Annotated in this window: 13 protein-coding genes and 1 tRNA gene; 5 read left to right on the top strand and 9 right to left on the bottom strand. The window is 70.4% G+C overall.

Annotation, left to right across the window (positions count from 1 at the left end; all coding sequences use genetic code 11):
* Window positions 1–28: 28 nt before the first annotated feature.
* Together tig and HMF7854_RS10200 are read right to left on the bottom strand one after the other, a co-directional pair.
* Window positions 29–1687: a trigger factor gene (gene tig, locus HMF7854_RS10195; protein ID WP_126718998.1), complete on the bottom strand. Its 1659-nt coding sequence runs from the start codon at window positions 1685–1687 to the stop codon at window positions 29–31.
* A 58-nt stretch (window positions 1688–1745) separates the two neighbouring features.
* Window positions 1746–1830: transfer RNA gene (locus HMF7854_RS10200), tRNA-Leu, on the bottom strand.
* Window positions 1831–1922: 92 nt separating this feature from the next.
* Here HMF7854_RS10200 and HMF7854_RS10205 point away from each other — a divergent pair.
* Window positions 1923–2111 (top strand): hypothetical protein, encoded by a 189-nt coding sequence (locus HMF7854_RS10205; protein ID WP_126718999.1) that lies wholly within the window; start codon window positions 1923–1925, stop codon window positions 2109–2111.
* 91 nt (window positions 2112–2202) lie between these two features.
* Here the strand turns inward: HMF7854_RS10205 and HMF7854_RS10210 are convergent, their stop codons facing one another.
* From HMF7854_RS10210 to gatC, 7 genes are all read right to left on the bottom strand, one after another.
* On the bottom strand, window positions 2203–2808 hold the full coding sequence (locus HMF7854_RS10210) for a hypothetical protein (RefSeq protein ID WP_126719000.1): 606 nt from the start codon (window positions 2806–2808) through the stop codon (window positions 2203–2205).
* Window positions 2805–4025 carry a M48 family metallopeptidase gene (locus tag HMF7854_RS10215; RefSeq protein WP_239017035.1) on the bottom strand — a complete coding sequence of 407 codons (1221 nt, stop codon included), beginning with the start codon at window positions 4023–4025 and terminating at the stop codon, window positions 2805–2807. The genes HMF7854_RS10210 and HMF7854_RS10215 overlap by 4 nt, the downstream gene beginning before the upstream one ends.
* 2 nt (window positions 4026–4027) lie before the next feature.
* On the bottom strand, window positions 4028–4804 hold the full coding sequence (locus HMF7854_RS10220; protein ID WP_126719002.1) for a hypothetical protein: 777 nt from the start codon (window positions 4802–4804) through the stop codon (window positions 4028–4030).
* Between the two features lie 87 nt (window positions 4805–4891).
* A complete protein-coding gene (locus tag HMF7854_RS10225; protein WP_126719003.1) occupies window positions 4892–6499 on the bottom strand; it encodes an alkaline phosphatase family protein in 1608 nt (535 codons plus the stop codon).
* A 98-nt stretch (window positions 6500–6597) separates the two neighbouring features.
* Entirely contained in the window at window positions 6598–8073 is a 1476-nt protein-coding gene (gatB, locus tag HMF7854_RS10230) for an Asp-tRNA(Asn)/Glu-tRNA(Gln) amidotransferase subunit GatB (protein WP_126719004.1), read from the bottom strand.
* The gene (gatA, locus tag HMF7854_RS10235) at window positions 8073–9554 is read right to left on the bottom strand and encodes an Asp-tRNA(Asn)/Glu-tRNA(Gln) amidotransferase subunit GatA (RefSeq protein ID WP_126719005.1); all 1482 of its coding nucleotides are present in this window, start codon (window positions 9552–9554) and stop codon (window positions 8073–8075) included. The genes gatB and gatA overlap by 1 nt, the downstream gene beginning before the upstream one ends.
* A complete protein-coding gene (gene gatC / locus HMF7854_RS10240) occupies window positions 9554–9841 on the bottom strand; it encodes an Asp-tRNA(Asn)/Glu-tRNA(Gln) amidotransferase subunit GatC (RefSeq protein WP_126719006.1) in 288 nt (95 codons plus the stop codon). The genes gatA and gatC overlap by 1 nt, the downstream gene beginning before the upstream one ends.
* On the opposite strand from gatC, the gene HMF7854_RS10245 reads away from it, so the two are divergent.
* The 4 genes from HMF7854_RS10245 to HMF7854_RS10260 are packed head-to-tail and all read left to right on the top strand — an operon-like array spanning window position 9840 to window position 13499.
* Window positions 9840–11003: an SPL family radical SAM protein gene (locus HMF7854_RS10245; RefSeq protein ID WP_239016930.1), complete on the top strand. Its 1164-nt coding sequence runs from the start codon at window positions 9840–9842 to the stop codon at window positions 11001–11003. The genes gatC and HMF7854_RS10245 overlap by 2 nt on opposite strands.
* 29 nt (window positions 11004–11032) lie before the next feature.
* Complete coding sequence (locus HMF7854_RS10250; protein WP_126719007.1) at window positions 11033–12139, top strand: DUF3089 domain-containing protein; 1107 nt, start codon at window positions 11033–11035, stop codon at window positions 12137–12139.
* Window positions 12136–12609, top strand: a complete 474-nt coding sequence (ruvX, locus tag HMF7854_RS10255; RefSeq protein ID WP_126720169.1) for a Holliday junction resolvase RuvX — start codon at window positions 12136–12138, stop codon at window positions 12607–12609. Before HMF7854_RS10250 ends, ruvX begins: the two co-directional genes overlap by 4 nt.
* Before the next feature lie 11 nt (window positions 12610–12620).
* Complete coding sequence (locus tag HMF7854_RS10260) at window positions 12621–13499, top strand: aspartate carbamoyltransferase catalytic subunit (RefSeq protein ID WP_126719008.1); 879 nt, start codon at window positions 12621–12623, stop codon at window positions 13497–13499.
* Window positions 13500–13503 lie beyond the last annotated feature (4 nt).

Consider the following 13503-nt stretch of genomic DNA (forward strand, 5'->3'; position numbering starts at 1 on the left):
CCCCGGCTATGGCCGGGGAGGAACGAGATCAAGCGGGCTTCTTCGGGGCGGCCTTCTTCTTGGCGGCGGGCTTGGCGGCGGCGCCGTCCTTGTCCGGCTCGCCCTGCGGCTGCGGAGTCGCCGGCTCGGCCTCGACCGCGCCCTTGACCGGCTTGGCCGCCTTCGGCTTCGCGGCCTTGGCCGGCTTGGCCTCGACCGCGGGGGTCGCCTCGGCGGCCGGAGCCGCCTCGCTCACCGAGGCCTCGTCGCCGCCAGCGGCAGGCTCGGCCTTCTTGGCCTTGGCCTTCTTCGCCGGCTTGGCGGGGGCGTGGTCATGGTCGTGATGGTCGTGCCCGCAGCCCGGGCCATGGACATGGCCTTCCTCGCTCTCGAGGTCCGCCTCGATCTCCGAGCGGCTGACGGTCCGGTCGGTCACGTCGGCCTTGGAGAAGAGGAAGTCGACGACCTTGTCCTCGTAGAGCGGCGCGCGCAGCTGGGCGGCGGCCATCGGCTCCTGCTGGACATACTGGATGAAGCGGTCGCGGTCGGCCGGCGGGTATTGCGACGCCGCCTGCGCGATCAGCCGGTTCATCTCCTGGCTGCTGATCTCCACCCCGTTGGCCTGGCCGATCTCGCTCAGCAGCAGCCCGAGGCGGACCCGCCGCTCGGCGATCTTGCGGTAATCGTCGGCCTCGGCCTCGATCTCCTTCAGGGTCGCGTCGGGATCGGCGTCATGGCTCGCCTCGTGGCGGAGCTGGGCCATGATGTTCTGATACTCGGCGTCGACCATCGAGGGGGGAACCGCGAAGTCGTGGCTCTCGGCGAGCTGGTCGAGCAGCTTGCGCTTCATGTGGGTGCGGGTGAGGCCGTTCAGCTCCTGCTGCGCCTGGTCGCGGAGCAGGCCCTTGAGCTGGTCGAGCGACTGGAGGCCGAGCGACTTGGCGAAGTCCTCGTCGATCTGCATCTCGCCGGCGGTCTTCACCGCCTTCACCGTGACGTCGAAGGTCGCCGGCTTGCCCTTGAGGTTCTCGGCCGGGTAGTCGTCCGGGAAGGTCACGTTGAGCTGGCGCTCGTCGCCGACCTTGGCGCCGACCAGCTGGTCCTCGAAGCCCGGGATCAGCGATCCGCTGCCGATCTCGACCGGCATGTCGGTCCCGGTGCCGCCCTCGAAGGCGACGTCGCCGGTCTTGCCGACGAAGTCGATGACGACCTGATCGCCGGTGGCCGCGGCATGGCCCTCGGCCGCGTCTTCCCAGCGCTTCTGCGAGCCGGCCAGCTCGGCGATCTTCTGGTCGACCTCGGACTCGTCGAGCTCGGCGCTCAGCCGCTCGAGCTTCAGCCCGTCGATCTTGGGCGCCTCGATGGTCGGCAGCGTCTCGAGCTTGACCTTGACCTCGGCGTCCTTGCCCGGCTCGTAGCCCTCGCCGAGCTCCACTTCCGGCTGCATCGCCGGGCGGATGTTCTGCTCGGTCATCAGCTGCTGGACGCTCTGCTGGACGGCGCTGTTCAGCGCGTCGGCCTGGATCGCGTCGCCGTGCATCTTGCGGATGAGGTTCGGCGGCACCTTGCCGGGACGGAAGCCGGGCATCCGCACCTGCGGCGCCAGGCGCTTGATCTCCTGATCGACCCGGGCATCGATCTCGTCGGCCCCGATGGTCAGCGTGTAGGCCCGCTTGAGGCCCTCATTCTCCGTCTCGACGGTCTTCATGTCTGCGGCAAAGCCCTAAATAAGTCGCACCAATCCGGCGTGCGCGATGCGTGAAAGGTGGTGCGGGCGAAGGGACTCGAACCCCCACATCTTGCGATGGCAGGACCTAAACCTGCTGCGTCTACCAATTCCGCCACGCCCGCGCGGACGCTCGAAGGCGCGCCCTATACCAGTCTCGTGGAGGCGGGCAACCCACGGCGGCGGCGTTCGTTCTTGGAGGCAAAGGAGATTTCGCGTGCAGCAGCTTCCCCCCTTCCCCGACCAGCAGCCCGGCCAGCCCGAATATACGCCCGAGCCCTCGCTGCCCGGCGGCCCCAGCCCGGCCCCGGCCGAGAACCCGCCGGGCGGCCCCGACATCGACGTGCCCTCGCCCTCGACGCCCGGCACCGCGCCCCCGACCACGCCCATCTCGCCGACCGCCTGATGGCCAGTCAGCCGCCCGAACCCGAGCCCGACCAGCCGCCGGACCTTCCCGGCGAGCCGGACGGGCCGCCGGACCCCGACCCGATCGCCGGTCAGCGGATCCGGGCCGACTCCACCATCGCTTCGAAGTCGGGCATCGCCGCGGCGAAATAGTGCGAGCGGGCGCCATCCAGCACCACCATGTAGAGGCGCCCGCCGACCACCGCCCCCACCGCCCGGCCCTTGCGCCAAAGCTCGTCGCCGTCGAGATGCTCGAAGTCGAGCTGGAAGCCGGGCGCTCCGGCGAACGCCCGCGGCGCCAGCGCCAGGGTGCGATATTCGACCGACCCGCCCCGCGCCCGGTAGGCGGTCTCCAGCAGCGAGGCGATCTCCGGCGCGGTCATGGTCGCCCGGAAGCGGGGCACCTGCCGGTCGTCGCGCTTGCTCTGGCGGACGATCGTCTTGCCGTCGGGAAGCCCGGCGACGAAGCTGATCCCGTCGAGATAGGGCCCGTTGAGCGTCCAGTCCTCAACCCAGCGGATGTCGAGGATGCTGCGCTGCGAGCGGTTCCACTCGTGCGGCGCGGTGACCAGCATCGACCCATTGGCGACCGCCACCGTCCGCCCCTGCCGGACCAGCGCATAGCCGGGTCCGAGTTCCTGCCCCGCACAGCCCGCGAGCAGCAAGGCCAGAGCGGCAAATGCCGGTACGCGCTTCACATCTCTCCTCCCGCAGTGGCGATCATCTGGCGGACGAACGGCGCTTCCGGTGCCGCCGGGGTCATGGCGAGATAGCGCTGCAGCGCCGCGCGTCCCGCGGCCGGCCGGCCCGCCTTGAGCTCCATCGTCCCGTGCCAGCGCCACGCATCCGCCGGCGCGTCGGGATAGGCGACCGCCGCCGCGTAGCTGAGCGCGGCGCGATCGGTGCGCAACGGCCCGCCCTGCAGCCGCAGGACCTCGCCCTCATAGTAGCGCAGCAGCCCGTTCCACCCGTCTCTCGCCAGCGCGTCGATGACGTAAAGGCTGGCGCCCGGATCGTTGAGCCGCACCTGGTCGTCGAGCAGCATCGGCCGGATCGCCGCGATTTCGCGCAGGTAGCGCTCGCGCCCGCTGTCGTAGCGCTTTCCCGGGACGGTCAGCTCGGCGGCGGACAGCTTGAGGTCGATCATCCGGTCGGCCGGAGCCGGGTGGGTGGCGAAGATTGAATAGCCGCGGTCCGGCCGCTTGCGCCGCTGCGCCGCGCTGGCCTCGATCTCGCCGATCAGCTGCAGCCAGGTGTCCGACATGGCCATCGGCGAATAGCCCGCCTCGGCGATGAGCTTGAGCCCCAGCGCATCGGCCTCGGCCTCGAGCTGGCGGCTGTATCGGAACAGGCTGAGCACCGTCGCCAGCTGCGCCAGCTGGGTCATGTTGCCGGTGTAGATCCCGGCCGCGCCGCCCGCGACCCCCGCCGCCATCGCCAGCACCGAGAAGATGTCGCTCTTGCGCTTGAGGTCGCGCCACTGGCGGATCTGGTGGCGGAGGAGAAAATGCGAGCTTTCGTGCGCGATCACCCCGGCGAGCTGCGCCTCGTCGCGCATCCGCAGCAGCAGGCCGGAGAAGACGATCGCGAAGCCGGTCGGGAACATGGCGGCGTTGAAGTCCGCCACATGCACCAGGTAGATCCGCATGTCCCTGGCGGCCGGGCCGCCGACCTTGCCGATCAGCTCCTTGAGATAGGCGTTGAGCCCGGGGTCGCGGATCAGCAGGTTGGACCCGGCGACCTCCTCCTCGACCCGCCCGAGCTGCTGCCACAGCCCGATCTCGTCGGTCTCGGTCGGGCGGTAGCCGCGGCCGATCAGCGGGTGGAGCGAGGACGGCGGGATCCGCGCCGGGGCGCTCGTCCCCGCGCCGACCGCCGCCGCTCCCAGCCCGCCCAGCAGCGCGCGCCGGGACATGCTCACCGGCTGCGCTCCGCCGCGCGGACCGCCTTGCCCGGCTTCATTCGACCCATCAGCCGCTCGACCATCTGCGTGGCGCCGTCGGGCGAGCGGATGTCCCCCATCTTGGTGCCCGCCACCTGGCTGCCGGCAGTCAGCACGTTGAACCACACCATCTTGCCGGTCCTGAGGTCGACCAGGCTGGCGTAGGCAAGCTGCCCGCCACCGCCGCCATTGGGGGCGCAGAAACCGACGAAGCAGCCGGCGATCCCGAGCACCTGAAGCGCGACCCGCTTGTTGTCGGCGAAACTGTCCTCGGCATGGAGGAACAGCGCATAGTCGAAGCCCGTCTTGCGCCCGAACTGAACCGCCTCGTCGCCGAGCGTGTAATCCAGCCCGCGATGGCGCTTGGTCGGCAGCGGGTAGCCGAGGTAGCGGTGCAGCGCGACCGAGATGGTGACGGCGTTCTGAAGCCGCTCGACGTCCGCCACCTCGTCGGCGCTGACCCCGGGCACGCCACTGCGGCGCTCGGCCACCAGCATCGTCCCGCCCCGTCCGGCCTGCTGCGCGCGCAGCGCCGCGACGAGGTTGGCGCGGGCCTGGTCGGTCCAGTCGGCGCGCGGCTGGGTCACGCCGCCGACCCCGACCGAGCCGACCTCGACATCGGGGCGAAGCACCAGCAGCCGGTAGTCGCCCTGCGGCGGCGAGAATTGCAGGTCGGCGACCTGGCGGGTCGACACGCACCCGCTCAGGACCAGGCTCGACAGCAACAAGGCAGCGATTCGACGACCGGCCATAAGGACCCCTCGAGTGTCCAGATGACAGCCAGCTTACTACCAGCGAGCCGCGAGGCAAGCTGCGGATTTCAGGTCGAAAACGTGCCTTTATGGAGCACAGCTGGTGCCCGCCGCCCCGGAAAGGCAGCGCCCGTCCATGGCGGGCGCGCGGAACGGCACGCCGATCATCGCCGCGAGTGTCGGGGCGATGTCGACGGTCTCGACCGGCTCCGCCCGCTCCGCCGCCGCGCTACCGCGCCGCCAGAACAGGATCGGCACGCGCCGGTCATAGTCCCACGGAGTCCCATGGGTCGCGACATAGCCGCTCGCCCCCGCCGGGACGGGCAGCACATGTTCCTTGATCAGCACGACGAAGTCGCCCGAGCGCCGCGGGTCGAAGCTGGCGCGGGCGCGGGTGAGCAGGCTCCAGCCGGTCGGCGGGCCGGACGGCGCGGGCGCCGCGGCGAGCTCGGCGGCGGTAAACACCGCGGCGACCTGCGGATGCTGCCTATAGGTCGCGATCGCCGCCGCCATGGCGCGCTGGCGGACCGGCGCCGGCAGCGTCCGGTCCACGAACACGTCGCCGTCGGCGCCGCCGCCCAGCAGCACCGGCCCGGCGATGCCGAGCCGCGCGCCGAGAGCCTTGCCCATCGTCGCCGGGACCAGCGCGGGGTCGACCCTGACGGCGCTCGTCACCCCCTGGTCGCGCAGCCGCTCGGGAATGTCCTGCCCGCCATGGTCGGCGGTCAGCACCACCGCATAGTCGACGCCGGTCCGGTCGAGCTGCGCGAAGAAGTCGCCGAGCTCGCGGTCGAGCTCGGTCAGCTGGAGGCACATCTCGCCCCCGCCTGGGCCGTAGGTATGGCCGACATAGTCGGTGCCCGACAGTCCGACCGCGATGAGGTCGGTCGCCTGGCCGCGGCCGAGCCGCATCTCCTGGATCAACCCGGCGGCGAGCGCCAGCGTGGCGCCGTCGATCTCTGGCGAGGCGCGGAACGCCTTGGCGTCATTGGCCGCGCGGCCGAGGCGATTGTTGCCCACGGTCTGGCTGCCGACGACATAGGGCTTGCTCCGACCCAGGCAGAAGGGGGTGGGCTCGAGCGGCGCGCGGGGCTGCGCCAGGGCGTTCGCCAGCGCCGCGTCGAAGCTCGTCAACACCCGCGGCGTCGCCGTGCCGGCGAGGTCGGTCACATAGGTCTTGCCGTTCCAGTACCAGCGCTGGTCGGGGCGCTGCCCGGTCATCATCACCGCCGCCCGGTCCTTGCCGGCGACCGCGACCACCCGGCTCGCCGGCGATGCCGCCTTCAGCCGCTCGCCCAGTGTCGGCACCCGGAGGTGAACCGGCGACACCTTGTAGTTGGCGAAGGTCGAGCCCGGCGCTGTCTCATCCTCGGCGCAGTAGACGTCCTTGTCGCCCCGCGCCGCGCCCTGGTCGATCCAGTCGTTGGCGACGATCCCGGTGTGCATCGGGCGCATCCCGGTCAGGATGGTCGAGTGGCCGGGGCAGGTCTCGGTCGCCGCATGGCTCTGGTAGCCGTTGCGGAACACCGTCCCCTCCCGCGCGAGCCGCGCCATCCCGCCGCTGAACTGTGATCGGTAGGCGTCAAACAGGTCGGCGGAGAACTGGTCGACCGAGATGGTGACCACCAGCTTGGGCGGCGCCGCCGCGGCGGGCGTGGCGATCAGGGCAGCAGCGGCGAGCAGAAAGGAACGCATGTCTTCTCCAACGTCATCCCGGCGTAGCGCCGCGATCCGCCCTCCTTATGGAGCGGAAGTGACAAAGAGAAGGCAGCGCCGGGGCGGACGAACCGGCGTCAGCCCAGCTTGGCCTTCAGCCGCTCGTTAACGACCCCCGGATTGGCCTTGCCCTGCATCGCCTTCATCGTCTGCCCGACGAAGAAGCCGAACAGCTGCTGCTTGCCGCCGCGATACTGGTCGACCTTGTCGGCATTGGCGGCGAGGATCCGGTCGATCTCGGCGTCGATCGCGCCGGTGTCGCTGGTCTGCTTAAGGCCCCGTTCCTCGACGATCGCGCCCGCGCCCTGCCCGGTCTCGAGCATGATCTCGAACACCTGCTTGGCGATCGTGCCGCTGATGGTCCCGTCGCCGACCAGAGCGAGCAGCTCGGCCGCGCCCTGCGGGCTGACCGGCGCCTGGTCAATCGTCTCGCCGCGCCGGTTCAAGGCCCCGAACAGCTCTGCCACCACCCAGTTCGCCGCCTTGGCCGCATCCGCACCGGCCTCGAGCAGCGCGTCAAACCAGCGCGCGGTCTCGACCTCGGCGGTCAGCACGCTCGCGTTGTAGGGCGTGATCCCCGCTGCCTCGTAGCGCTTCCGCTTGGCGTCGGGCAGCTCGGGCAGGCTGGCCCGGCACTCGGCGAGGAAGGTGTCGTCGAGCTCGAGCGGCAGGAGGTCCGGGTCGGGGAAGTAGCGATAATCGTGCGCGTCTTCTTTCGACCGGAGAGTCCGCGTCTCGTTGCGGTCCGGATCGTAGAGGCGGGTTTCCTGCGCCACCGCGCCGCCCTCCTCGATCAGGTCGACCTGGCGCCGCGCCTCATGCTCGATCACCGCCATGACGACGCGGACCGAGTTGACGTTCTTGGTCTCGGTGCGGGTGCCGAACTCGGCGCCCGGCCGGCGCACGCTGACATTGACGTCGGCGCGCATCGAGCCCTCCTCCATATTGCCGTCGCACGACCCGACGTAGCGGAGAATGGCCCTGAGCTTGCGCAGGTAAGCCCCTGCTTCGGCCGGAGAACGCATGTCCGGCTTGCTGACGATCTCCATCAGCGCGACGCCCGACCGGTTCAAGTCGACATAGCTCATCGTCGGGTGCTGGTCGTGCATCAGCTTGCCCGCGTCCTGCTCCACGTGGATCCGCTCGACCCCGATCGTGCGCGCGCTCGCCTCGTCCTTCTCGTCGGTCAGCACCGTCACCGACCCCTCGCCGACCAGCGGATGGTAGAGCTGACTGATCTGGTAACCCTGCGGCAGGTCGGCGTAAAAATAGTTCTTGCGGTCGAAGCGCGACCATTTGTTGATCTCGGCCTCGATCGCCATGCCGGTGCGCACCGCCTGGCGGATGCACTCGCGATTGGGCACCGGAAGCATCCCCGGCATCGCCGCGTCGACCAGGCTCACCTGCGTGTTCGGCTCCGCCCCGAACGCCGTCGCCGCGCCCGAGAAGAGCTTGGCGTTGGAGACGACCTGCGCGTGGACCTCGAGGCCGATCACGACCTCCCACTCGCCGGTCGCGCCGCGAATGCGATAGGGTGCGCTTGCGTCGGCCATTACCACCACCTCTCCGCGCGGGCCGTGAACCCGGCGCGTTCCTCGATCGCGAGGCCGGCGTTGAGCACGCCCTGCTCGTCCAGTTCGTTTCCGATCAGGTGAAGGCCGAGCGGCAGACCCTGCGAATCCAGCCCGCCCGGAACGCTCATCGCCGGCAACCCGGCGAGGCTCGCTGGAACCGCGAACACGTCGTTGAGGTACATCGCCAAGGGGTCGCTCATCTTCTCCTTGAGCCCGAACGCCGCGCTCGGCGCGGTCGGGGTGAGGATCAGGTCGCACTGGGCGAAGGCCTCGCGGAAGTCGCGCTTGATAAGCGCCCGGACCCGCTGCGCCTTGGTAAAATAGGCGTCGTAAAAGCCCGCCGACAGCACATAGGTGCCGATCATGATGCGGCGCTTGACCTCGGCCCCGAACCCCGCCGCGCGCGTCGCCGCGTACATCGCGTCGAGATTGCCGCCCTGCGGCTCCTCGCGCAGCCCGTAGCGGACCCCGTCATAGCGGGCGAGGTTGGACGAGGCCTCCGCCGGCGCGATGATGTAATAGGTCGGCAGCGCGTACCTGGTGTGCGGGAGGCTGATCTCGACCGGCTCGGCACCCGCATCCTTCAGCCACTCGATCCCGCGATCCCACAGCGCGTTGATCTCGTCGGGCACCCCGTCGATCCGGTATTCCTTGGGAATACCGATCCGCTTACCCTTGAGATCGCTCGACAACCCCGCTTCCCACTGCGGCACGGGAAGTTCCAGCGAGGTCGCGTCGCGATGGTCAAACCCGGCCATCTGCTCGAGCAGGATCGCGCAGTCGCGCACGTCTCGCGCCATCGGCCCTGCCTGGTCGAGCGAGGAGGCGAAGGCGACGATGCCCCAGCGCGAGCAGCGCCCGTAGGTTGGCTTGATGCCGGTAATGCCGGTGAACGCCGCCGGCTGTCGGATCGAGCCGCCGGTGTCGGTGCCGGTGACGCCCGGCGCCATCCCCGCCGCGACCGCCGCCGCCGAGCCGCCCGAGCTGCCGCCCGGGGTCAGCGCCGCATTGCCGCCGTCGTTGCGCTTCCACGGGCTGATCACCGGGCCGTAGGCGCTGGTCTCGTTGGACGAGCCCATCGCGAACTCGTCCATGTTGAGCTTGCCCAGCATCCCCGCGCCCGCCCGGCGCAGGTTGGCCGAGACGGTGCTCTCGTAAGGCGGCTTGAAGCCACGCAAGATGTTCGAGCCCGAGGTGCTGTCCACGCCTTCCGTCGCGAACAGGTCCTTGATCCCGAGCGGGATGCCCGACAGCGGCTTCAGGTCTCCCGACTGGCGCGCGGCATCAGCCGCTTCGGCGCAAGCCAGCGCATCCTCGGGCGTCTCGACCGTATAGGCGTTGAGCGGACGTCCCGCTTCGACCGCGGCGTTGAAACTCTCCGCGATCTCGCGCGCCGAGAACTCGCCGGCGCGGAAGCCGTCGCGCAGCTCGGCGATCGTCTTGAGGTTGAGATCGCTCACTATTCGATCACCTTGGGAACCGCGAAGAAGCCGTGCTGCGCATCCGGCGCATTCCTTAGCACCGCATCGCGGCAGTCGCCGTCGTTCACGATATCGTCGCGCAGCCGCAGCTTCTGGTCGATCACCGCGGTCAGCGGCTCGACCCCGCTGGTGTCGACCTCGCCAAGCTGCTCGACCCAGCCGAGAATGGCGTTCAATTCGGGCACCATCGCCTCCACCTCGGCATCGCTCATGGCGAGCCGGGCGAGCTTGGCGATGTGCCGCACCTGTTCGGAACCGACGGACATGGCCGGGCCGATAGCCGTGCCACCCCTCGCTCGCAAGCGCCCGAACCTGTTCCGCCCGCGTTGGGCCGCCATGGCCACCGCCGCCGCCGCCCTCCCCGCCCGAGCCGCCCGCCTGTGGCGCCCCGCGCGCGTGCTGGTCACCCGCTCCTTGCTCGAGTGGGAGCATGGCCGGGCGATCGCGGAGCGCTGCGCGGCGCTCGGGATCCCGGTCGAGCGGCTTCCTGCCGACCGCCTCAGCCTCGGCCTCCCCGACGACCCCCGCCGCGCTTATGCGATCGCCAAGCAGACCCTGGCCGTCACCGTCGCCCCGCCCTCCAAGCGCCGGCTCCAGCCGATCGCCCCCTCGGCCGACTGGCGGGTCGACCTGGCCGAGGGCTGCCCGGCGCATTGCAGCTACTGCTACCTCGCCGGCTCGCTCGGCGGGCCGCCGATCACCCGCGCCTACGCCAACCTGCCCGAGATCCTCGCCGAGCTCCCGCCCCGGCTCGGCCAGGGCACGATCACCTCCCGCTCGCGAGACCGAGCACACGAGGGGACGACCTTCGAGGCGAGCTGCTACACCGACCCGCTCGCGCTCGAGCACCTGACCGGTTCGCTGTCCGCACTCATTCGCTGGTTCGGCGCGTGGGACGCCCCGGTCCAGCTCCGCTTCACCAGCAAATTCGCCGCGGTCGAACCGCTGCTCGGCCTGCCCCACCGCGGCCGCACCCGGATGCGCGCGTCGGTCAATCCGCCCGCCTACGCCCGCTTCGAAGGCGGCACCGACCCCGTCGCCGCCCGCCTCGCCGCGCTCGCCCGGATGGCGCGCGCCGGCTATCCCGTCGGCCTCACCATCGCCCCGATCATCGCCGCCGAGGGCTGGCGCGGAGCCTATGCCGCGCTGATCGCGGACACGGCGTCGGCCCTCTCCGCGATCGACCCGCTCGACCTCACCGTCGAGCTCATCACTCACCGCTACACGCCGGGCAGCAAGGCCGTGCTCGAAAGCTGGTATCCCGGCTCCCAGCTCGACATGAGCGCCGCTGGCCGGACCGAGAAGCGGACCAAGTTCGGCTCGGTCAAGATGGTCTACGACAAGCCGACCATGGCCGCGCTCCGCAGCTTCTTCGAGACGGAGATCGCGCGGGCGCTGCCGACGGCCCGCATCCTCTACTGGACCTGACCGCGCCTCTTCCCTAACCGCCGCCCGGCATGTGCGCGCGCCGCTTCCTCCTCGTCATCTTCGTGCTGACCCTGATCGTGGTCGCGGCCGCCTTCGCCATCTTCCAGTTCGGCGGGAGCGTGCTGCGCTCGCAGATGACCCCGCAGGGTCATTTTCAGGCCCCCGCCCGGCAGAGCGGCCCGGACTATTCGCTCGCCGACAACTGGCTTGCGCGCCCGGGTAGCGAGGGCGACAGCGAATGGCTTCCGCCCGGGGTCGAGCCCGCCGCCACGCGCCCGGCCGCGGTCTTCTACATCCACCCGACCACCTATCTCGACCGCGACCGCTGGAACGCCGGGGAGCATCCCGGCGGCGACGCCGAGTACCGTATCCAGCTCTTCCTGCGCAGCCAGGCGAGCGTCTTCACCAGCGTCGGCGAGGTGTGGGCGCCGCGCTATCGCCAGGCCGCGTTCGGCGCCTTCCTGCTCAAGAGCGAGGATGCGCAGAAGGCGCTCGACCTCGCCTATTCCGATGTCGCGCGCGCCTTCGACCGCTTCGTCGCAGAGGTGCCCGCCGGGCGCCCGATCATCCTTGCCGGTCACAGTCAGGGCGCGCTCCACCTGTCGCGGCTGCTGCGCGAGAAGGTCGCGGGCAAGCCGATCGCCCGCCGCGTGGTCGCCGCCTATGTCGTCGGCTGGCCGCTGAGCGCCACCGCCGACCTTCCGGCCATGGGCCTGCCTGCCTGCGCCGGCCCCGACGACGCTCGCTGCGTGATGAGCTGGCTGACCTTCGGCGAGCCGGCCAACCCCGACCTCATCCTCGATGCCTACAGCGGGACCAAGGGACCGACCGGGATCGAGCGCAAGCGTGCAGACTTGGTCTGCACCAACCCGGTCAGCGGGACCCTGGGCGGCAAGGCGGACCCGGCACTCAATCCCGGCACGCTCGTCCCGGACGCTGCCTTCGCCACCGCGACTCTCCTTCCCGGGTTGGTCGGGGGCGAGTGCGACAAGGGCTTCCTGATCGTCAACGGCAAGCTTCCGGCGATCGGCCCCTACGTCCTCCCCGGCAACAATTACCACGTCTACGACTATGCGCTGTTCTGGGGCGCAATCCGGCGCGACGCGGAGCGGAGGCTGGCGGCATGGCGTCACTGATCACTGCCTCGACCGCCGACTTCGCCGACCGGCTTCCCGGTGGCGGCAAGCTCGCCGGGCTCGACGTCGGGACCAAGACCATCGGTCTCGCCCTGTGCGATGCGCAATGGAGCTTCGCCGGCCCCGCCGAGACGATCCGCCGGACCAAGTTCACCCGCGACCTGGAGGCGCTGACCGCCTTCATCCGCACGCACGGGATCGCCGGGCTGGTCGTCGGCCTGCCGCTCAACATGGACGGCACCGACAGCCCGCGTACCCAGTCCGTCCGCGCATTCGCCCGCAACCTCGCCCCGCTCGGCCTGCCCGTGCTGCTGTGGGACGAGCGCTGGTCGACCCAGGCGGTCGAGCGGGCGATGATCGCCGCCGACGTCAGCCGGGCCAAGCGCGCGGAGCAAGTCGACCGCCTCGCCGCCGCGCATATCCTGCAGGGCGCGATCGACGCGCTGGTCAACCTGCCGCGGCCGGTCTAGCAAACGCTCTCGTGCACCTTCTTTCCATCGACTCGCTCGACGACGAGCAGATCGCCGCCCTGCTCGACCGGGCGGACCAGTTCGCCGCCGCCAACCGCCGCCGCGAGAGCAGCACCCAGCTTGCCGGGCGCACCGTGTTCAACGTCTTCTACGAGAACAGCACTCGCACCGCGATGAGCTTCGCGACCGCCGCGGCACGGCTCGGCGCGCAGCCGCTGACGCTGTCGGTCGAGCATTCGAGCGTCAAGAAGGGTGAGACGCTGGAGGACACCGCGCGGACGCTCAACGCGATGCGCCCCGATGCGCTGGTGCTCCGCCACCGCGAGGACGGCGCGGTCGCCACTGTCGCGGCGCTGATGGACTGCCCGGTGATCAACGCGGGCGACGGGACCAACGAGCATCCCACCCAGGCTTTGCTCGACGCGTTGACACTTCGCCAGCAGTTCGGCTCGCTGGACGGGGTGACCGTCGCCATCCTAGGCGACGTCCGTCACAGCCGGGTCGCGCGTTCCAACGCCAAGCTGCTGCCTCGGCTGGGTGCGAACGTCCGACTGGCCGGGCCGCCCGGGCTGGAGCCGGCGGGCTCGACCCTGTCGATCGACGAAGCGCTCGAGGGCGCCGACGCGGTGATGATGCTGCGGATCCAACGCGAGCGGCTCGACGAGGAGCTCGGCGACGCGCCGGGCGAATATCTGTCGCGCTATGGCCTGACCTTCGGCCGGCTGGCGATCGCCCGGCCGGAGGCGGTCGTCCTCCACCCCGGCCCGATGAATCGCGGCGTCGAGATCGCCGACGAGGTTGCCGACCTGCAGGACCGCTCGCTCATCCTCCGCCAGGTGGAGAATGGCGTGGCGATGCGGATGGCCTGCCTCGAACTGCTGATCGGCTAGACGC

Origin of the sequence: Sphingomonas ginkgonis, from assembly GCF_003970925.1 — a bacterium.
Lineage (GTDB): Bacteria > Pseudomonadota > Alphaproteobacteria > Sphingomonadales > Sphingomonadaceae > Sphingomicrobium > Sphingomicrobium ginkgonis.